Raw genomic sequence first — 19,548 nt, 5'->3', positions numbered from 1 at the left:
GAGGTGTTGCCGGGCGCGGACGGGCGCCCGTAGCCTCGAGAGATGCCCGGGGTGACTGCCGTAGAGGCCGACGACCTCGCCGGCCTCGATGTCTTCGCCGGCGTCGCAGTGACGACGTTGGTGCCGCTCGCGGAGCAGTTGCGCCCGCTGTCCGCGGCCCCCGGCCAGGTGCTCATGCAGCAGGGAGAGCTCGCCGTGAGCTTCCTGTTGATCGGCTCGGGGCACGCCGAGGTCAGTCACGCCGGCGTCGACGGCCACGACACCGTGGTGGACGTCAGTCCCGGACTCATCGTCGGCGAGATCGCGCTGCTGCGTGATGCCCCCCGCACCGCCACCGTCATCGCCACCGAGCAGCTGACCGGTTGGGTGGGTGGCCGCGAAGCCTTCGCCACGATGCTCGAGATCCCCGGCATGATGGACAAGCTGGTGCGCACGGCGCGTCAACGACTGGCCGCGTTCATCACGCCGATCCCGGTGATGATGCGCGACGGCAGTGTGTTCCATCTGCGGCCGGTGCTGCCGGGCGACAACGCGCGCACCACCGACGGACCTGTCGAGTTCTCCAGCGAGACGCTCTACCGGCGCTTCCAGTCGGTCCGCTCACCGACCAAGTCGCTGATGACCTACCTGTTCGAGGTGGACTACCTCGACCACTTCGTGTTCGTGCTGACCGAGGGCGTCGACGGGCCCGTGGTGGCCGATGCCCGATTCGTGCGCGACGAGCGACATCCCGACGAGGCCGAGATCGCCTTCATCGTCGGGGACGCCTACCAGGGCCGGGGCATCGGAACGTTCCTGATGCGCGCGATCTCGGTGGCGGCGCACGACGACGGTGTGCGCCGATTCACCGCGCGTGTACTGTCCGACAACGTGCCGATGCGAGCCATCCTCGACCGGTTCGGCGCCGTCTGGCATCGCGACGACCTGGGTGTCGTCGTCACCGAGATCGACGTGCCGAAACCGTCCGAGCTGCCCTTCGACGCCGAGCTGGTGCAGCAGATCCGCGACGTGGCGCGCCAGGTGATCAGGGCCGTCGGATGAGCCCGGCTGATCGCAAACCCGCGCTGAACAAGGACACCCGCGTGTGTATCTCGCTGTCCGGGCGCCCGAGCAACATCGGCACGCGGTTTCACAATCATCTGTACGACGTGTACGGGCTCGACTTCATCTACAAGGCGTTCACCACCACCGACATCGTCGCCGCCATCGGTGGCGTCCGGGCGCTCGGCATCCGCGGATGCTCGGTGTCGATGCCGTTCAAGGCCGACGTGCTCACGCTCGTCGACGTGGTGGAGCCCTCGGCGCAGACGCTGCAGTCGGTCAACACGATCGTCAACGACCTTTCTGCGCCGGGTGGCAGGCTGACCGCGTCGAACACCGATTACCTTGCCGTGCAACAACTCATCGACGACAACGGTCTCGATCCGCGGCAGTCGGTGCTGATCCGGGGCAGCGGGGGGATGGCCAGCGCGGTGGGGGCGGCGTTCGCCGACCGCGGTTTTCGAGACGGCACGATCGTCGCGCGTAATGCCGACGCCGGCCGCGCGCTGGCGGACCGGTTGGGCTACTCCCACGCACCCGACGGTGAATCCGGCGGCGCCGCGGCGCACATCGCCGACATCGTCGTCAACGTCACGCCCATCGGGATGGCCGGCGGTGCCGAAGAACACCACCTGGCGTTCGACGAGCACGCTATCCGCAACGCGCACACCGTCTTCGACGTGGTCGCGCTGCCGTCGGAGACGCCGCTCATCGCGGCCGCGCGCCGCGCCGGGGTCGCGGTGATCACCGGAGCGCAGGTGATCGCGCTGCAGGCCGCCGAGCAGTTCGAGCGCTACACCGGGGTGCGCCCGACGCCGGAGCAGATCGCGGAAGCCTCGGCGATCTCCCGGGCCTGACCAGCTAGGGCGTGATCTTCGCCTGGTCGTCGATCGCTGACGTCGCATCCATCAGCGCGTTCGCCTCGTCCGGGGTGCCCTCGGCGTTGATCTGCAGCACGTAGAGGCCCTCCTGGCCGGGGATGGCCACGGTCTTCTGGGCGACCATCCGCGGCGCACCGTCCTTGGTGTAGGTCCCGCCGATGACCGTCGCGTCGAAGCCGCTGAGCTTGTTGGGCTGCCCGGCGTCGGGACCGTCGAATCCCGGCAGGGCGCGCAGTTCACCAGACGCCACCTCGAGCACCTTCGCGGGGTCGACGTTGCCGGTCAGCTTGACCACCTTGGTGATGACGGTCGCGGGGTCGGCCGCGGCGGCCGGGTCGCCGGTGAAGGCCACGGCCGAGTACGAGCCCTCGGGGGCGTTGCCGCCCATGTCCTCCCAGCCTTCGAGGGTGGGCAGCTCGATCGTCGGCGAGCCGGCATCGCCGGGCATCACCGGGGTCTCGACGATGTTGTTGTCGCGGATGTAGTCGGCGAGAGTCACGATCGGCGCGGGCGGTGTCGACGACGTGGGCGGGGCAGCCTCCGCAGACGAGGACGATGACGCCGACGACGATGTCGCCGACGACGACGCGCTGGACGCGCTGCCCGACGTGTCGTTGGAACAGGCCGACAGTCCGACGCCGAGAGTGAGGGTGGCCAGCGCGATGAGCCCGGCCCGCGCAGTGGTGGTCATGTTGTCTCCTGTCGGCCGATGGGCAGCGCGAGCATAACCGCCAGGGCTGCCGATCGAGTCGATTGTCGCCCGGCGAGGTGGTGTCGCTCGTTCTCGCCGGCTCGCCTGCGTGGTATCAACAGCCCGTGCGGTTCGCGTCCGGCGTGGTTGCTGTGGCGATGACGGCGGTGCTGACCGCCTGCGGTTCCGCCCCCGCGCCGACCGCGGTCACACCCTTTGCGGCGAAGGCCGCGGCGTCGATCAACCCGGCGCGCATCGAACGCAGCCGAGCGACCCTGCCCGACGGCTACGAGATCACCGCCTACCAGGGCCTGCCGGCACCGGTGTCGCTGTGGGGCATGCGGATGCCCGCTGTAACGGACCCGCCGCAGTGCGCCGCGCTGGGCGCCCCGTCCGCCGATCCGGCGACCACGCGGGGGTGGTCGGCCTCCGGGCCCGGGGGCATCGCGTACGCCGTGATCGCCGGTGTGCCAGCGGGCGGGCACGCCCTGCCGCGGGACTGCGGCAGATGGACCGTGACCGCGGGTCCGACGACGGCCACCGTCGTCGGCGTGCCGGCCCCCGTCGTCGCCGACTCCGACGTCGTCGGGATGCGGACCGACGCGGTCACCGTCGTCGAGGGCGGCACCGAAACACGCTTGCATGCACAGACATTCGTCGCCGTTCTGGGGCGGCACGTGTGCCTGGTGTCGGTCGTCACCGATCCCGGCTCGCCGCAACCCGCCCTGCCGCCGGACTTCGCAGCGCACCTGCTCACCGAAACCGTGGCTGCGCTGCGCGGCTGAGCGGACTGCCCCGGGTGCAGTGGCGGCGGGTACATTGACGAGCGATGTCGTACTCGAAGTCAGTGCCCCTGCTGCTGTGCGCGGGCCTGCTGGCATCGTGCGGTGGAGGGACTTCCGAGGATTACTCCCACGCCGACATCACTCGCGTCAAAGAACTCAAAAGCGAGTTCCCCGCGCCGTTCACCGTGAAGGACGCCGGTCCCGCAGCAATCGACCCGCGCCTGCTCGGCGGCCAAAAGCTGCCTGCCGGACTGACTTTCGACCCCGCCGACTGCGGCAAGGTCGCCCAGCAGCAGACCGTTCCTGCCGACGTCAAGGGCAACATGGCCGCGCTGACCGCCGAGGGCGAGGGTGTCCGCTACGTCGTGATCGCCGTCGAGACCTCCGAGCAGGTTCCGGTGCCGACACCCAGCGACCAGTGCCGCAAGGTCACACTCGCCGGGGCGGGAATCCGCGGGCTCGTCGAAGTGGTGGATGCGCCCGACATCGACGGCGTGCAGACCGTCGGCACCCATCGAGTGCTGCAGACGATCACCGCCGAGGGGCCGCGCACCGGCGAGCTCTACAACTACGTCGCCCACTTCGGCACGTTCATCGTGATCGTCACCGCGAACCCGCTCGTGCAGGCCGATCGGCCCGTCGCGCACATCGACACCGGGCGCGCGCGCGACCTCGTCACCCGGGCCGTCTCACTCGTCAAGGGCTAGCGAACGTCGTGAGGCCGGAACTGGATGCTGATCCGGGCGCCCGTCGGCCGAGCGGTCTTGGGAATCGCGTGCTCCCACGTGCGTTGGCAGGAACCGCCCATCACCAGCAGATCGCCGTGGCCGTGGCGGATGCGCAGGGACGGCCCGCCGCCGCGCGGACGTAACGCGAACACGCGCGTCGCACCGAGGCCGACGATGGCGACCATGGTGTCGTCGGTGCGGCTGCGGCCGATGTTGTCTCCGTGCCACGCGACGCTGTCGTTGCCGTCGCGGTACAGGCAGAGGCCCGCGGTGACGAACGGTTCGCCGAGCTCGCCGGCGTACGCGTCGTTGAGCCGCCGCCGGAGCTGCTTCAGGCGCGGATGAGGCGCCGGTTCGTCGAGCAGGTGGTGGAAGCTGACGAGCCGTGGCACGTCGAGCACCCGGTCGTACATCTGCCGCCGTTCGGACCGCCACGGGATCGTCTCGCGCAGCTCGGCGAAGAGCCCGTCGTCGCTGACGCCGTCCTGCGCGAGCCAGCCGGAGCGCACCTCCAGCCACGCCCCGTTGCCGAGCTCGCGCCGGTCGGCCTGGTCGAACAGAGAGCTCTGCACCGCCTGCTCCATGGCCGCCACCTTATCGCACAGACGTTCGATCCCGCCTACAGGCGCGCGGCGCCCGGACCCTGGGCGGCGAGCATGTCGTCGGGGTTGGCGAGCGTGCACGTCTTCAACGACAGGCACCCGCACCCGATGCAGCCGGCGAGATTGTCGCGGAGCCTCTCGAGGTGCACGATGCGCTGGTCGAGATCGTCGCGCCAACCCGCGGACAGCCGTGCCCAGTCCTTGCTCGTCGGCGTGCGGTCGTTCGGCAGTGTCGCCAGCGCCTCGCGGATGCGGGCCAGCGGGATGCCGAGGCGCTGCGACATCCGGATGAACGCCACCCGGCGCAGCGTCTCCCGGGCGTAGCGGCGCTGGTTGCCGCTCGTCCGGCGACACGAGATGAGGCCCTCGCGTTCGTAGAAGTGCAGCGCCGAGACCGCCACGCCGCTGCGCACCGACATCTCACCCGGTGTGAGCTCTTGCGCCCTGGTCATAGGTAAACCCTAGTTGAGGTCGCTTTCCCGCTACGGTGCTAGTTGTGACAGACGCGGTGCTCGGGTGCAATTCGGAGGTCGGCACGCTGCGGACGGTGATCCTGCACCGGCCCGGCGCCGAACTGAAACGGCTGACGCCGCGCAACAACGACACGCTGCTGTTCGACGGGCTGCCGTGGGTGGGGCGAGCCCAGGAAGAACACGATGCGTTCGCCGATCTGCTGCGGTCGCGCGGGGTCGAGGTGCTGCTGCTGGGGGATCTGCTCAGCCAGGCGCTCGCCCACAGCGGCGCGGCCCGCATGCACGGCATCTCCGCGGCCGTCGATGCGCGGCGGCTGGGAGCGCCTCTGGCGCAGGAACTCTCGATGTACCTGCGCACCCTGGACGCCGGTGCGCTGGCCCATGTGCTGATGGCGGGCATGACGTTCGACGAGCTGCCGTTCGGGGAGAACGAGCTGTCCCTGGTGCGGCGCATGCATCACGGCGGGGACTTCGTGATCGACCCGCTGCCCAACCTGTTGTTCACCCGCGATTCGTCGTTCTGGATCGGGCCGCGGGTCGCGATCACATCCCTGTCGATGCACGCGCGTGTGCGGGAGACGTCGCTGACCGATCTGATCTATGCACACCATCCGCGCTTCCTCGGGGTGCGTCGCGCCTACGAATCCCGCTCGGCCCCGGTCGAGGGCGGCGACGTGCTGCTGCTCGGCCCAGGTGTGGTGGCGGTCGGAGTGGGGGAGCGCACCACACCCGCGGGTGCAGAAGCGTTGGCGCGCAGCCTGTTCGACGACGGTCTGGCACACACCGTGCTGGCGGTTCCCATCGCGCAGGAGCGCGCGCAGATGCATCTGGACACCGTGTGCACGATGGTCGACAAGGATGCGGTGGTGATGTACCCGAACATCGTCGACTCGCTGACCGCGTTCCCGATCCGCCAGTCCGCTGACGGCGTGCGCATCGACCGCGCTGCCCCGTTCGTCGACGTCGCCGCCGACGCGATGGGCATCGGCAAGCTACGCGTCATCGACACCGGACTCGACCCGGTGACCGCCGAGCGGGAGCAGTGGGACGACGGCAACAACACCTTGGCGCTGGCGCCGGGGGTGGTGGTCGCCTACGAGCGCAACACCGAAACCAATGCGCGGCTGCGGGATTCGGGTATCGAGGTGCTGGCGATCTCGGCGTCGGAACTCGGTACCGGCCGCGGCGGGCCTCGCTGTATGTCGTGCCCGGCCGCCCGCGACCCGCTCTAACGCCAGGACGGCAGCCAGATCTGCATGTTCCATGTGCCCTGCGAGATGGGCAGACCCGTCAGGACCGGGTAGAGCCACGCGAAGTTCGTGATCACCAGCGCCACATAGCAGCTGACGACGAGTAGTCCGAGCGTTCGCCGTTCGGCGTTCTGCCGTGGCGCATGCAGGATGTCGCCGAGGATCATCGCGATCATCATGATCAGGAACGGCGCCATCGTCGCGGCGTAGAAGAAGTACATCTGCCGGTCGATGTCGGCGAACCACGGCAGGAAGCCGGCGCCATACCCGACCAGCAGCACCGCGTACCGCCAGTCGCGCCTGACGAAGGCGCGCCACAGCGTCCACACCAGAACGGGGACGGCGAGAAACCACATCGCCGGTGTGCCGACGAGCAGCACGGCCTTGACACACGACTGTGCGCCACAGCCGGGGACGTCCTGGTTGGTGATCGCGTACAGCACCGGGCGCAGCGACATCGGCCACGTCCACGGCTTGGACTCCCACGGGTGATGGTTGCCGTCGGCGTTGGTCAGCCCGGAGTGAAAGCGGAAGGCCGCGTAGGTGTAGTGCCACAGTGAGCGGATCGCATCGGGCAGCGGAACCACGCTGTCGGGCCCTATCGAGCGCCCGACCTCGTAGCGGTTCACCCCGGTCTCGGAGGCGAACCACATCGCATACGACGCCAGGTACACGCCGAACGGGATGGCCACCAGCGCATACAGCGACGGCCCGACGTCGCGGCGCAGCGTGCCGCGCCACGGCCGCTGCACCCGGTACTGCTTGCGCGCGGCCACGTCGAACGCCACGCTCATGACCCCGAAGAACAGCACGAAGTACAACCCCGACCACTTCGTGGCGCAGGCCAGGCCGAGCAGCACCCCCGCGCCGAAACGCCACCAGCGCACGCCGAGTCGCGGCCCCCACCGCGTCTCGGCGACCCGGCCGGCCATCAGCGCGACGTGCATGCGTTCTCGGACCTGATCGCGGTCGACGATCAGGCAACCGAACGCGGCGACGACGAAGAACACCAGGAAGATGTCCAGCAGCGCGGTGCGGGCGATCACGAACGACACGCCGTCGGCGATCAGCAGCAGTCCGGCGAGGCCGCCGACGAGCGTGGAGCGGCTGATCCGGCGGGTGATGCGCACGACCAGCAGCACCATGACAACGCCACACAGCGCGCCGGTGAACCGCCACCCCATCCCGGTGTAGCCGAAGATCGCCTCACCGAGGGCGATCATCTGCTTACCCACGGGAGGGTGCACCACCAGGCCATAGCCCGGGTTGTCCTCCACACCGTGGTTGTGCAGCATCTGCCAGGCCTGCGGCGCGTAGTGCTTCTCGTCGAAGATCGGGGTCCCCGCGTCGGTGGGGGAGCCGAGGTTGAGGAACCGTGTCACCGCGGCCAGCGCGGTGATCACCAGGGTCATCGCCCAGCCGCGGAACCTGTCCAGCGGCCCGAAGTCGGCCACCGGTACCAGCGGCCCGGGGGAGACGACCGGCACCGCACGGCGCGCGACAACGAGCTCGTCGGGCGGGGCGGTCACGCCTGCGATCGTAGGCTGTGGGGCATGACCGTCGGACGACTGCTGGTCGGCGCGACGCCGCTGGGTCAGCCGTCAGATGCCTCGAACCGGCTCATCCGCGCGCTGGCCAGCGCCGATGTGATCGCCGCCGAGGACACGCGGCGGGTCCGTACGCTCGCGACCGCGCTCGAGGTTCGGCCGATCGGGCGCATCGTCAGCCTGTACGACCAGAACGAGGCGTCGCGGGTGCCCGCGCTGCTCGAAGACATCCGCGGCGGCGCCACGGTGCTGCTGGTCAGCGACGCCGGGATGCCGCTGATCAGCGACCCGGGCTACCGGATGGTGGCAGCCTGCGTGGACGCCGGCCTGCCGGTGCACTGCCTGCCGGGACCGTCGGCGGTGACGACGGCGTTGGCCGTCGCCGGGCTGCCGTCGGAGCGGTTCTGCTTCGAGGGTTTCGCGCCGCGCAAGACGGCGGCGCGCACGACGTGGTTGCAGAGCCTGGCGAACGAGACGCGCACCTGTGTGTTCTTCGAATCCCCTCGCAGGCTCGGTGAGTGTCTGCAGGACGCGGTCGCGGTGCTCGGTGCGCAGCGGCGGGCGGTGGTGTGCCGTGAGCTGACCAAGACCCACGAGGAGATCGTGCGGGGGACACTCGGTGAGCTCGCGACCTGGGCCGCCGATCCGGTGCTCGGGGAGATCACCGTGGTGCTCGCCGGGGCCACCCCGACGGCTGATCCCGAGGCGCTGGTTGCCGAGGTGATCCGGCTCGTCGACGAGGACGGCCTGCGGGTCAAGGACGCGTGTGCCCAGGTGGTGGCGGCTCATCCCGGTGCACCGTCACGACGGGAGCTCTACGACGCGGTGCTGCGCTCCCGAAGCTAGAACGGGGCACGATCAGCGGATGACGCACGACCACCTGTGCAGGCTCGAAAGTTCATCGGGCAGCGTGGTGCTCGATGTGGCGGCTCAGACGCTCACCTTCGAACACGTCGGCTCCGTGGCGACCGCGGAACAGAAAGCGTTGTCGCCGTTGGTTGTTCCGTTGGGTGCCATCGCCTCGGTGGAGTGCAAGCCGGGCTATTCCACCCATTGGTTCTGGGTGGTTCCGTGGGGCATCGCGCCGCGCCGAGCCTGTGGTCGCAGAGGTGCCCGCGCCGTCGCGGCGGGGGAGGTTGGCGGCCGGCCTGGGAGCCTTGATCGATGGCTTCTTCAACAGCCGCTGATCAGCGCGTCGAGACCACCGGCGGCTCATCGCGCAGATCGGCGTCCACGATCGGTGCCGCCTTGTGGAGGCACTCCTCCCACTCCATAAGGGGATCGGAGTCCGCGGTGATGCCGCCCCCGACGCCCAGCACGGCATCGCCGTTCGCGGTGAACTCGACGGTGCGGATCGCGACGTTCAGCTCGCATCCCGCCTCGGGCGATGCCAAACCGACTGTGCCACAGTAGATTCCACGGCGGTGCGGTTCCCACTGCCGCAGGAGTTCCCGAGCCCGGGTCTTTGGCGTACCGGTGACGGAGGCCGGCGGGAACGTCGCCGCCAGGATCGCCGCCGTCGACACGTCGAGCGGAACCTGCGCCGACACCGTCGACACCAGGTGCCACACTCCCGGTGCAGGTCGGACGGCGAGGAGCTCGGGGACGACGACGCTGCCCGTGCGGGCGACTCGGCCCAGGTCGTTGCGCACCAGATCGACGATCATGATGTTCTCCGCGACGTCTTTGACCGACGCGCGCAGCGCGGCCGGATCCGCGTGACGGGGCAGCGTGCCTTTGATCGGGCTCGAGGTGACGGCCTCGCCGCATCGACGCAGGAAGAGCTCCGGGGAGAGCGACGCGACGGCACCCCAGTCTCCCGACATGAACGCGGCCCGCGAAGGCGCGGTGCGCGCGACCGCGTCGACGAAGAAGTCCACCGGCTCGCCGTGCAGGGCGCCGCGGAATTGCGTGCACACGCACGCTTGGTAGACCTCGCCCGCGGCGATCGCCTCCAGGCACGCGTGCACCCCGCGTTGGTGGGCCTCTCGATCGGCGTCGCGCCACGTGACGGTGGCCGGCCTCGCGTCGGGGCGCGTTCGCAGAGCATCGACCACCCACGTGGATACCGAAGCCCCGCTGAGGCTTTCGTGCCACCAGGTACCGTCGGCGTCGCACCGCAACACGGAATCCGACCAGCCGCCCGCCGCCTCGGGCAGCCGCGGTCCGCACCCGTCCGCACCCGGATCGGGGTAGGACAGGTACCCGAACCACCCGCCGCCCACGGGGCCGTCACCGCGCGATCCGGACGCCACGTCGAATGCCGAGCCGGCGGGTACCGGAGACACGATCACGCTGGGCGCGATCACGGCACGGGAGCCGAACCAGTCGCCGATCAGGGCAGCCGGTGGAGCCAGCCCGCGCTGTGCAGTGGCGATCGCGAGGGCGCGCAGCACCGACGGCGCAGCGCCGAGGGGGCCCAGCCGGTCGGTACGCACCGCCTCATTATCTGCCGATGCGTCGCGGCACCATCACCGTGGCGAGCTTCTCGGGGTTGCGCATCGCGTAGAAGTTCGCGATCTTGCCGTCGCTCACCTCGATCAGCACCACGCCCTCGAGCCGGTCGCCGGTGTAGAGCACCAGCGCCGGCGCGCTGTTGTACACGGCCGGTTCGACGCGGCCTTCGGGCCCGCCCAGCCGAACCAGGCCCATGACCAACCGGGCGACGCGTTCGGCACCCGCCACGGGGCGGCGCGCCGCGCTCACCTTGCCGTCGCTGTCGGCGGTCCACACGACGTCCGGCGTGAGCATCGCCATCAGGCCGTCGAGGTCACCGGTCGCCGCCGCAGTGAAGAACTGAGTGGTCAGTTCCGCGGAGTACTGCGGGTCGACGGGCTCGAAGCGTTTCCGTCGGGATTGCACGTGTTGCCGAGCGCGGTGGGCCATCTGGCGCACCGCGGCCGTCGACTTACCGATGGTCGAGGCGATCTCGTCGTGGTCGAAGCCGAACACCTCGCGCAGCACGAAGACTGCCCGTTCGTCGGGGCTCAGCGTCTCCAACACCACGAGCATCGCCATCGACACCGACTCGGCCAGCACCACATCCGCCGACGGGTCGGCCTCCGTCAGCAGCGGCTCGGGCAGCCACGGGCCGACGTAGGTCTCCTTGCGCCGGGACTGGGCCCGCAGCGCGTTGAGCGCCTGCCGGGTGACGAGCTGGGCGAGGTAGGCCTTGGTGTCGGCCACCCCGCTCAGCTCGACCTGCGCCCACCGCAGATAGCTCTCCTGTAGAACGTCATCGGATTCTGTTGCACTGCCCAGGATTTCGTAGGCGATCGTGAACAGCAGCGGGCGCAGCGCGGTGAACCGCTCAGCGTGTTCGGTCATCGGCTGCCGGCCGTCTCGGTCAGAGGCTCGGCCTCCCGTGAGGGACCGTTGAGCGACCGGTAGGAGCCGGGATCACCCGCTTCTCCTGCCATCCACTTCACCGTCCACCGGCACACCTGCTCCTTGATGACCGCGCCCGCGCGTCCCCCGATGAACAGCGGCAGAGGTGTGTCGTCTTTGCGCTGCAGCTGCAGGGTTCCCGCGCGCCGACCGAGGCTGATGCACTGCGCGGTCATGGGGACCGACCGTTCTGCGGGCTCGGAGCCTGCCAGCCGAGCGAGCACGGTGTCGGCGGCCAGCACACCCATCGGAAGACTCGCCTGGCAGCTCATCCGGTACGGCTGCCGCGACGGGGCGGCGGCGTCTCCGGCGCCGACGATGTGGTCGTCGTCGACGCTGGTGTACGTCTCGTCGGTGACCAACCGACCCGCCCCGTCGGTGGTCAGCCCGCTGGTGGCGGCCAGCGCGGGAACTCCGAAGCCGGCGCTCCACACGGTCACCGCGCTGGCGAGCCGCCGGCCGTCGGCGAGGACCACGTGGTCGGGCCCCACCGCGGCGACCGACGCCGCGGCCCCGTCGATCATCGTCACGCCCAGCCGGCGCAGGCGGGTGGTCACCGAGCGGCGGCCGGGCCGGCTCAGCGACGGCCCGATCTGGGTGCTCACCAGTGTGACGGCACGACCGGCCTCGGCGAGTTCGGCCGCTGCCTCGATGCCGGTCAAGCCCGCCCCGACCACGACGATCGGCGCCGGCAGGGCCACGTCGGCGAGCCGTGCGCGCAGAGCGTCCGCCTGTTCCCACTCGCTGATCGGGTAGGCGAACTCCGCCGCACCCGGCACCGAGGCCGGCGCCGCTCCGGTGCTGCCAGCGGCGTAGACGAGGTAGTCGTACTCGAGCTGGCCGCCCGAGGACAGCGCGAGGCTGCGGGTGGCGGCGTCGATGTGCATGACGCTGTCGACGACGACGCGCACGCCGGCGTTGAGCACGCGGTCGAACGGCAGGACCGCGTCGTGGTTTCCGACGGCCATTTGGTGCAGCCGGATCCGCTCCACGAATCGTGGCCGCGGGTTCACCAGTGTCACCGCCAGATCGTCACGTGACATCAGCCGGTTGGCGGCCATCACGCCGGCGTAGCCGCCACCGATCACGACGATGCGGGGCTGGGGTTCGGTCATGGTGTCTCCTTGGTCCGAGGGCTTGTGACCTCGAGACACCGCTGACCGCCTCCGTGTGACACGACGTGATGCGTATCACACCTTGTCGTCGGCCTGGTAGCGCGGGAAGACGCCGCTCGGCGCCGGCAGAACGACACCGGGCGTGAGCCTGACGGGAACCGCCGAGAAGGACCGCTGATCGGCGGGCTGGCCGAGAAGGTCGAGCAGTCGTGCCATCGACTCCGGCATCACGGGCTGGCTGAGCAGCGTCGCGATCCGGACCACCTCGAGCGTGGTGTAGAGCACCGTCGCGAAGCGCTGCGGGTCCGTCTTGCGCAACACCCACGGCTCCTGCGCCGAGAAGTAGCGGTTGGCCGCCCCGAGCACCGACCAGATCGCCTCCAGCGCCAGGTGCATCGCCGTGGCGTCGTAGTGCCCGCGCACCCGCTCCAGGAGCCCGTCGGCGGCGGTCAGCAACTCCAGGTCCTCGGCGGTGAACTCGCCGGGTTCAGGCACCACGCTGTCGAGGTTCTTGGCCACCATCGACAGCGAGCGCTGCGCGAGGTTGCCGAACTCGTTGGCCAGGTCGGCGTTGATCCGCGCGACGATGCCGTCCTCGCTGTAGCTGCCGTCCTGGCCGAAGGGCACCTCGCGGAGCAGGAAGTAGCGCACCTGGTCGACACCGAACGTGTCGACCAGGTCGTGGGGGTCCACGACGTTGCCGACCGACTTGCTCATCTTCTCGCCGCGGTTGAACAGGAAGCCGTGCGCGAAGACCTTCTTCGGCAGCTCGATCCCCGCCGACATCAGGAACGCGGGCCAGTACACCGTGTGGAACCGGATGATGTCCTTGCCGATCATGTGCAGGTCGGCCGGCCAGTAGCGGCGGTAGAGCTCGGATTCGGTGTCGGGGAATCCGACGCCGGTCAGGTAGTTGGTCAGCGCGTCGACCCACACGTACATGACGTGATCGGGGTGATCGGGCACAGGAACGCCCCAGTCGAACGTCGTGCGCGAGATCGACAGGTCGCGCAGACCACCCGAGACGAAGCTGACGATCTCGTTGCGGCGTACGTCCGGCTCGATGAACCCCGGGTGCTCGCTGTAGAGCGCGAGCAGTCGATCGGTGTAGGCGGACAGCCGGAAGAAGTACGTCTCCTCCTCGGTCCACGTCACCGGCGTGCCGGTCTCGATGGAGGTGCGAACCCCTTCGTCGCCGACCACGGTCTCGTTCTCGGCGAAGAAGCGCTCGTCTCGCACCGAATACCAGCCCGCGTACGCGTCAAGGTAGACGTCGCCCGCGTCGACCATGCGGCGCCAGATCGCCTTGGACGCCTCGTAGTGATCGGCGTCGCTGGTGCGGATGAAGCGGTCGAACGAGACGTTCAGCTTGCGTTGCAGCTGTTCGAAGACGTCGGAGTTGCGCCGGGCGAGCTCGACGGTCGGTACGCCTTCCCGCGCGGCGGTCTCGGCCATCTTCAGTCCGTGCACGTCGGTGCCGGTGAGAAAGCGGACGTCGAAGCCGTCGAGCCGCTTGAAGCGGGCGATGGCGTCGGTGGCGATGTATTCGTAGGCATGTCCGACGTGCGGGTCACCGTTGGGGTACGCGATCGCCGTCGTGACGTAGTAAGGCTCGCTCATTTGTGCTTCACCCTAAGGTGTGGACAGTGAGCTCCTCCTCCCGACAGCGGCGCGAGCCGCCGCCGCTTCCCGAGCCTCTGTCCCCGCTGGTCGACGCGCACACCCACCTCGACGCGTGCGGAGCACGCACGCCTGACGACGTGCGGACGATCCTCGACCGGGCCGAGAGCGTGGGCGTACGCGCTGTGGTCACGATCGCCGACGATCTGGATTCGGCACGGTGGGCAGTCGACGCGGCCGGGTGGGACCCGCGGGTGTACGCCGCGGTCGCGCTGCACCCGACCCGCGCCAGCGCGCTGACCGAGGACGCGCGGGCGGAGCTCGAGACGCTCGCGGGGCATCCGCGGGTCGTGGCGATCGGCGAGACCGGGCTCGACCTGTACTGGCCGGGACGTCTGGAGGGCTGCGCCGAGCCCTCGGTGCAGCGGGAGGCCTTCGCCTGGCACATCGATCTCGCCAAACGCGTGGGTAAGCCGCTGATGATCCACAATCGCGACGCCGATGCCGACGTGCTCGACGTCCTGCGGGCCGAAGGCGCACCCGAGAGTGTGATCTTCCACTGCTTTTCCTCCGATGCGGCGATGGCGCGGACCTGTGTCGGCGAGGGCTGGCTGCTGAGCCTGTCGGGCACGGTCAGCTTCAAAAACGCCTATGCGCTGCGAGAAGCCGCTCAGCTGATTCCCGGCGACCAGCTGCTCGTGGAGACCGACGCACCGTTTCTCACCCCGCACCCCTTCCGTGGGGCGCCGAATGAGCCCTATTGCCTCCCTTACACTGTTCGTGCGCTGGCCGACGTCGTCGGCAGGGCGCCTGAAGTGGTCGCCGACAGCTCTTCGGTGACGGCGGAGCGTGTCTACGGCCTGCAAAGTTGCTGCGCGTAGGCCTATTCGTTACCGTCCTGTGATAATGCACGCGCGCGCAGAGCAGCTGCGCGCGGTGAAGAAGTTGGGGTCGACGACATCGTGAATGCCATCACCAGACTTCATCAGACGCGCTCGCCTGTCTTGCGAGCACTTGTCCTGGCGACTTTGCTAGCCCTGGTCTTCGCGGGCAGTGCAGCCGTTGCGATGCACAAGACGGTCACGCTCACCATTGATGGTGCGTCGATGACGGTGCCGACGATGAAGAGCCGCGTCATCGATGTCGTGAAAGAAAACGGCTTCGACGTCGGGGAGCGCGACGACCTGTTCCCGGCCGCCGACACGCCTGTCCACCAGGCCGACACCATCGTTTTGCGGCGCAGCCGCCCGCTGGAGATTTCCACCGACGGCGGCGGCACCGAGCAGGTGTGGACAACGGCGTCGACGGTGCAGGAGGCGCTCGCCCAGCTGCGGATGACCGACAAGGCGCCGCTGGCCGCCTCCCGCGGCAGCCGCGTTCCCCTCGGCGGGATGGCGCTTCCGGTGGTGAGCCCCAAAACAGTTCAGCTCGACGACGGCGGCGCGGTGCGCACCGTACGCCTTGCGGCGCCGAATGTCGCGGCGCTGCTCGATGCCGCCGGGGCGCCGCTTCAGCAAAGTGACATCGTGAATCCAGCACCGTCGGCTGCCATCGTCGACGGCATGCGGATCACGGTCACCCGGGTGCGTATCGAGAAAGTCACCGAGCGGCTGCCGCTCGCCCCGAACAATCAGCAGATTCCCGACGTCACGCTCAACATGAGCCGGCAGGTCGTGGAGGATCCCGGAATGCCGGGCACCCAGGACGTGACATTCGCCGTTGCCCGCGTAAACGGCGCCGAAACAGGCAGAATGCCAGTAGCCAATGTCATCGTCGTTCCTGCCCGCGACGGGGTCCTGCGTATCGGCGCGAAGCCCGGGACCGAGGTGCCGCCGGTGTCCAATCCGGGCCAGTGGGATGCCCTCGCCCGGTGCGAAGCCGGAGGTAATTGGGGGATCAACACAGGCAACGGATTTTTTGGTGGTGTGCAATTTGATCAAAACACCTGGGAACGCAACGGTGGTCTGAGGTATGCTCAGCGTGCAGATCTGGCAACGAGGGAAGAGCAGATCGCAATTGCTGAAGTGACCAGGGCGCGCCAGGGATGGGGTGCGTGGCCGGTCTGTAGTGGAAGGATCGGTGCGTCATGACAATTCGGCTGCTCGGGCGAACTGAGATTCGTCACTTGGCAAAGTCGATAGACTTCCGCCCCCGCAAATCGTTCGGTCAGAACTTCGTTCATGATGCCAACACGGTGCGCCGCATCGTGTCCGCGTCGGGCGTGAATCGCAACGATCACGTGCTGGAGGTCGGCCCCGGTCTCGGTTCGTTGACGCTGGCCCTGCTCGACCGGGGCTCGCGGGTGACTGCCGTGGAGATCGATCCGGTGCTGGCAGAACAGCTGCCCAAGACGATCGCCAGCCATTCGCACAGCGAGATCAATCGACTCAAGGTGCTCAACCGGGACATCCTCACGTTCCGCCGCGAGGACCTCGATGACGAGCCTACCGCGCTGGTCGCCAATCTGCCCTACAACGTTGCTGTACCTGCACTGTTGCACCTCCTTGCCGAGTTCCCGTCCATTCGCACCGTGATGGTGATGGTGCAGGCCGAGGTCGCGGAGCGTCTTGCCGCCGAGCCCGGTGGCAAGGACTATGGCGTGCCCAGCGCCAAGGTGCGGTTCTTCGGCAATGTGCGGCGCTACGGCATGGTGTCGCCCACCGTGTTCTGGCCCATCCCGCGCGTGTACTCCGGGCTGGTGCGGATCGACCGCTACGAGACCTCGCAGTGGCCGACCGACACCGAGTTCCGCGAGCAGGTGTTCGAGCTCGTCGACGTCGCGTTCGCCCAGCGTCGTAAGACCGCGCGCAACGCGTTCGCCGAGTGGGCGGGCTCGGGCAACGAGTCTGCGAGCCGTCTGTTGGCTGCCAGCATCGATCCGTCTCGTCGCGGCGAGACGCTGGCCATCGCGGACTTCGTGCGGCTGCTGCAGCGCAATGCTGATTGGCACGTCGTGCCGAAGGAGGCCCCGGCGGTTTCCGCCGAGGCCACCTCCGACGAGCTCGACGCCCAGGTCACCTCTCAGTAGTACCGGGACCGTCGTCGGTCTTTGGCTTCGGATTGTCGCGTTCCAGGTACTCGTTCATCAGTGGTGTCTGCGCGGCGATCGGGTAGTTACCGGTGATGCCGATCCGCTCACGTGCGATCGCCATGACTCGTGTGCGCACCAGGAACCAGCCGATGACCAGCGCGGGCACCAGCACGACCAGCGCCACCAGGTTCCAGTAGTTCTCGTAGCACATGAGTGCCGTGACGGCGAACAGGAACACCAGGGTTGCGTAGCTCGTGTAGGGCGTGCCCCACAGTCGGAACGACGGTCGCTCGAGGATGCCCTTCTTCGACCAGCGGTAGAGCTGGATCTGGCAGATCACGATCGTGGCCCAGGACGCGATGATGCCCAGCGCCGAGAGGTCGAGTGCGATGTTGAACGCTTCGGCGGGCACGACGAGATTGAGGAACACGCCGACCACGGTGAACACCGCGGTCAGCGCGATGCCGGCGAAGGGCACGCCCCGCTTGGTCATGCGCGAGGTGAACTGCGGCGCGCTGCCGTTGAGCGACATCGAGCGCAGGATGCGGCCCGTGGAGTACAGGCCCGCGTTGAGGCTCGACATCGCTGCGGTCAGCACGACGAAGTTCATGATGTCCCCGGCCGCGGGCACGCCGATCTTGGAGAAGAACGTGACGAACGGACTCTCGCCCTGCTTGTAGGTGGTGTAGGGCAGCATGAGTGCCAGCAGGATCAGTGAACCGACGTAGAAGATCGCGATGCGGAACACCACCGAGTTGATGGCCTTCGGCATCACCTTCTCGGGGTTCTCCGTCTCGCCTGCGGCCGTCCCCACCAATTCCACTGCGGCATAAGCGAAGATGACGCCCGACGTGACGAGGACCAGTGCCAGCGCGCCGGTCGGCAGGATGCCGCCGCTGTTTGAGATGACGGACAAGCCGGTCGGTTGGCCCTCGATGTCGAAGCGGCCCGCGAGAAAGACGATGCCGACGACGAGGAAGGTCACCAGTGCGATGACCTTGATCAGCGCGGCCCAGAACTCCATCTCCCCGAACACCTTGACCGAGATCATGTTCACCGCCAGCACGATCACCAGTGCGATGAGCGCGATCGTCCACTGCGGGACCGCCTTGAACGCACCCCAGTAGTGCATGTAGAGCGCGATCGCGGTGACGTCGACGATCGACGTGCAGGCCCAGTTGAAGAAGTACATCCATCCGGCGACGAAAGCGGCCTTCTCACCGAGGAATTCGCGCGCGTACGAGACGAACGATCCTGACGACGGACGGTGCAGCACCAGCTCGCCCAGGGCGCGCAAGATGAAGAAGACGAATACGCCGCAGACGGCGTAGACGATGAAGAGGCCGGGCCCGGCTGAGTTGAGTCGGCCTCCGGCGCCCATGAAGAGGCCGGTACCGATGGCGCCGCCGATCGCGATCATCTGCAGCTGGCGCGGTTTCAATCCTTTGTGGTAGCCCTCTTCCTCGTGGGCGAGGGCTGAATTGTCGTACTCTACGGCAGTCATGGACGAGGACGCTAGCCCCAGGCGTGTCACAGCAGAATTCGCCGACGTTAAGCGTGGGTTACGAAGAGCGGGAATGATTTTCAGGTTTCACGGCCGGAGCAGGCGGGTAATCAGCGCGATCGGCTCGGCGCAGGTGGGATAGCGCATGGCCGGTTGTTTGGCCAGTGCCTTGGCGACGATGGAGTCGAAAGCGTGAGGTAGCCAAGCGATCCGGCGTGACAACCGGGGCGGTGGACTGGACAGCTGGGCTGCGGTGAGGCCCATCGCGGTCGCAGCGATGAACGGCGGCGCTCCGGTCAACAGCTCGACAGCGCTGCACACCAGGCCGTACTCGTCGGTGGCCGCACTGACCGGGTGCCCGAGTAGCAATTCGGGCGCAGAATACGGCAGCGACGCGGTCACGTGGGTGGTGCGCGGTGGCACCGCCTCGCCGAGTTCATGGGCCGAGCCGAGGTCGGCGAGCGCCGCCCCGTGCTCGCCGAATTCCGCGCGCAGCAGCATGTTCGCGGGCTTGACGTCGCAATGCACGACACCGTGCTCGTGCAGGTAGTCCAGCGCTCCCGCGATCTGGGCCAAGGCGGTGAGGCGGTCGGGCCGCGTCGGCAGATTCGTGGCAGGACCGCCCGCCATGAACTCCATCGCCAGCCACCCAGGTCCGTGGTCGAGCACCGTCGCGATGTGGGGGTGGACGAGCCTGCGGCCGAGCGCGAATTCTCGCTCCAGTCGGTCGGCGTCCCCGGGGTGGGGCGGATGATCGGTCAGCATCTTGAGTGCCACGGTGCGCCCAGGGGGCCGGATCTCGCGCGCCCGGTAGACGGTTGACGTGCCTCCGCGACCCACCACCGCATCCACGGTGTAGCCCTCGAAGCGGTCCCCCGGCGAAAGCACGTTCC

19 protein-coding genes are annotated in these 19,548 nt (G+C 68.5%); 9 read left to right on the top strand and 10 right to left on the bottom strand.

Annotated elements, in window-relative coordinates; translation table 11 throughout:
• The first annotated feature begins 42 nt into the window (after nt 1–42).
• Entirely contained in the window at nt 43–1,041 is a 999-nt protein-coding gene (locus ACZY1G_RS07295) for a GNAT family N-acetyltransferase (protein ID WP_463815269.1), read from the top strand.
• Nucleotides 1,038–1,898 (top strand): shikimate 5-dehydrogenase, encoded by an 861-nt coding sequence (locus ACZY1G_RS07290; RefSeq protein WP_463822003.1) that lies wholly within the window; start codon nt 1,038–1,040, stop codon nt 1,896–1,898. Before ACZY1G_RS07295 ends, ACZY1G_RS07290 begins: the two co-directional genes overlap by 4 nt.
• 4 nt (nt 1,899–1,902) lie before the next feature.
• Here ACZY1G_RS07290 and lpqN read toward each other — a convergent pair whose 3' ends face one another.
• Nucleotides 1,903–2,613 (bottom strand): envelope biogenesis lipoprotein LpqN, encoded by a 711-nt coding sequence (gene lpqN / locus ACZY1G_RS07285; protein ID WP_463822002.1) that lies wholly within the window; start codon nt 2,611–2,613, stop codon nt 1,903–1,905.
• Between the two features lie 125 nt (nt 2,614–2,738).
• Here lpqN and ACZY1G_RS07280 point away from each other — a divergent pair, with 125 nt between their 5' ends.
• Nucleotides 2,739–3,398, top strand: a complete 660-nt coding sequence (locus ACZY1G_RS07280) for a DUF5642 family protein (RefSeq protein WP_463822001.1) — start codon at nt 2,739–2,741, stop codon at nt 3,396–3,398.
• Between the two features lie 44 nt (nt 3,399–3,442).
• Entirely contained in the window at nt 3,443–4,105 is a 663-nt protein-coding gene (locus tag ACZY1G_RS07275; RefSeq protein ID WP_463822000.1) for a DUF5642 family protein, read from the top strand.
• On the opposite strand, the gene ACZY1G_RS07270 is transcribed toward ACZY1G_RS07275, so the two are convergent.
• Nucleotides 4,102–4,710, bottom strand: a complete 609-nt coding sequence (locus tag ACZY1G_RS07270) for an alpha-ketoglutarate-dependent dioxygenase AlkB (protein ID WP_463815274.1) — start codon at nt 4,708–4,710, stop codon at nt 4,102–4,104. The genes ACZY1G_RS07275 and ACZY1G_RS07270 overlap by 4 nt on opposite strands.
• A 35-nt stretch (nt 4,711–4,745) precedes the next feature.
• Nucleotides 4,746–5,180, bottom strand: a complete 435-nt coding sequence (soxR, locus tag ACZY1G_RS07265) for a redox-sensitive transcriptional activator SoxR (protein WP_335330734.1) — start codon at nt 5,178–5,180, stop codon at nt 4,746–4,748.
• 44 nt (nt 5,181–5,224) lie between these two features.
• On the opposite strand from soxR, the gene arcA reads away from it, so the two are divergent.
• Nucleotides 5,225–6,433 (top strand): arginine deiminase, encoded by a 1,209-nt coding sequence (gene arcA, locus ACZY1G_RS07260; RefSeq protein ID WP_463815275.1) that lies wholly within the window; start codon nt 5,225–5,227, stop codon nt 6,431–6,433.
• Here arcA and ACZY1G_RS07255 read toward each other — a convergent pair.
• Nucleotides 6,430–7,938: a dolichyl-phosphate-mannose--protein mannosyltransferase gene (locus tag ACZY1G_RS07255; protein WP_463822221.1), complete on the bottom strand. Its 1,509-nt coding sequence runs from the start codon at nt 7,936–7,938 to the stop codon at nt 6,430–6,432. The genes arcA and ACZY1G_RS07255 overlap by 4 nt on opposite strands.
• 66 nt (nt 7,939–8,004) lie before the next feature.
• Between ACZY1G_RS07255 and rsmI the strand changes: the two genes are divergently transcribed.
• Nucleotides 8,005–8,844 carry a 16S rRNA (cytidine(1402)-2'-O)-methyltransferase gene (rsmI, locus tag ACZY1G_RS07250; RefSeq protein WP_463815276.1) on the top strand — a complete coding sequence of 280 codons (840 nt, stop codon included), beginning with the start codon at nt 8,005–8,007 and terminating at the stop codon, nt 8,842–8,844.
• Nucleotides 8,845–9,185: 341 nt separating this feature from the next.
• On the opposite strand, the gene ACZY1G_RS07245 is transcribed toward rsmI, so the two are convergent.
• From ACZY1G_RS07245 to metG, 4 genes are all read right to left on the bottom strand, one after another.
• Complete coding sequence (locus ACZY1G_RS07245) at nt 9,186–10,436, bottom strand: aminodeoxychorismate synthase component I (RefSeq protein WP_463815277.1); 1,251 nt, start codon at nt 10,434–10,436, stop codon at nt 9,186–9,188.
• A gap of 7 nt (nt 10,437–10,443) precedes the next feature.
• The gene (locus ACZY1G_RS07240) at nt 10,444–11,325 is read right to left on the bottom strand and encodes an RNA polymerase sigma-70 factor (protein ID WP_463815278.1); all 882 of its coding nucleotides are present in this window, start codon (nt 11,323–11,325) and stop codon (nt 10,444–10,446) included.
• Nucleotides 11,322–12,500 (bottom strand): NAD(P)/FAD-dependent oxidoreductase, encoded by a 1,179-nt coding sequence (locus ACZY1G_RS07235; protein ID WP_463821999.1) that lies wholly within the window; start codon nt 12,498–12,500, stop codon nt 11,322–11,324. Before ACZY1G_RS07235 ends, ACZY1G_RS07240 begins: the two co-directional genes overlap by 4 nt.
• A gap of 75 nt (nt 12,501–12,575) precedes the next feature.
• Nucleotides 12,576–14,120 (bottom strand): methionine--tRNA ligase, encoded by a 1,545-nt coding sequence (gene metG, locus ACZY1G_RS07230; RefSeq protein ID WP_463821998.1) that lies wholly within the window; start codon nt 14,118–14,120, stop codon nt 12,576–12,578.
• 17 nt (nt 14,121–14,137) lie between these two features.
• Here metG and ACZY1G_RS07225 point away from each other — a divergent pair, with 17 nt between their 5' ends.
• The 3 genes from ACZY1G_RS07225 (at nt 14,138) to rsmA (ending at nt 17,148) form a co-directional block, all read left to right on the top strand.
• Nucleotides 14,138–15,001: a TatD family hydrolase gene (locus tag ACZY1G_RS07225; RefSeq protein WP_463821997.1), complete on the top strand. Its 864-nt coding sequence runs from the start codon at nt 14,138–14,140 to the stop codon at nt 14,999–15,001.
• 81 nt (nt 15,002–15,082) lie between these two features.
• A complete protein-coding gene (locus ACZY1G_RS07220) occupies nt 15,083–16,210 on the top strand; it encodes a transglycosylase family protein (protein ID WP_463821996.1) in 1,128 nt (375 codons plus the stop codon).
• Complete coding sequence (gene rsmA, locus ACZY1G_RS07215; protein WP_463815284.1) at nt 16,207–17,148, top strand: 16S rRNA (adenine(1518)-N(6)/adenine(1519)-N(6))-dimethyltransferase RsmA; 942 nt, start codon at nt 16,207–16,209, stop codon at nt 17,146–17,148. Before ACZY1G_RS07220 ends, rsmA begins: the two co-directional genes overlap by 4 nt.
• On the opposite strand, the gene ACZY1G_RS07210 is transcribed toward rsmA, so the two are convergent.
• Together ACZY1G_RS07210 and ACZY1G_RS07205 are read right to left on the bottom strand one after the other, a co-directional pair.
• On the bottom strand, nt 17,135–18,655 hold the full coding sequence (locus ACZY1G_RS07210) for an amino acid permease (protein WP_463815285.1): 1,521 nt from the start codon (nt 18,653–18,655) through the stop codon (nt 17,135–17,137). The two genes, rsmA and ACZY1G_RS07210, sit on opposite strands and share 14 nt — an antisense overlap.
• Before the next feature lie 87 nt (nt 18,656–18,742).
• Nucleotides 18,743–19,543 (bottom strand): serine/threonine-protein kinase, encoded by an 801-nt coding sequence (locus ACZY1G_RS07205; protein WP_463821995.1) that lies wholly within the window; start codon nt 19,541–19,543, stop codon nt 18,743–18,745.
• Between the last annotated feature and the right edge of the window lie 5 nt (nt 19,544–19,548).

It is taken from the genome of Mycobacterium sp. IDUB_5 (assembly GCF_055419565.1).
This window is presented reverse-complemented; position numbering and strand designations above follow the sequence as displayed.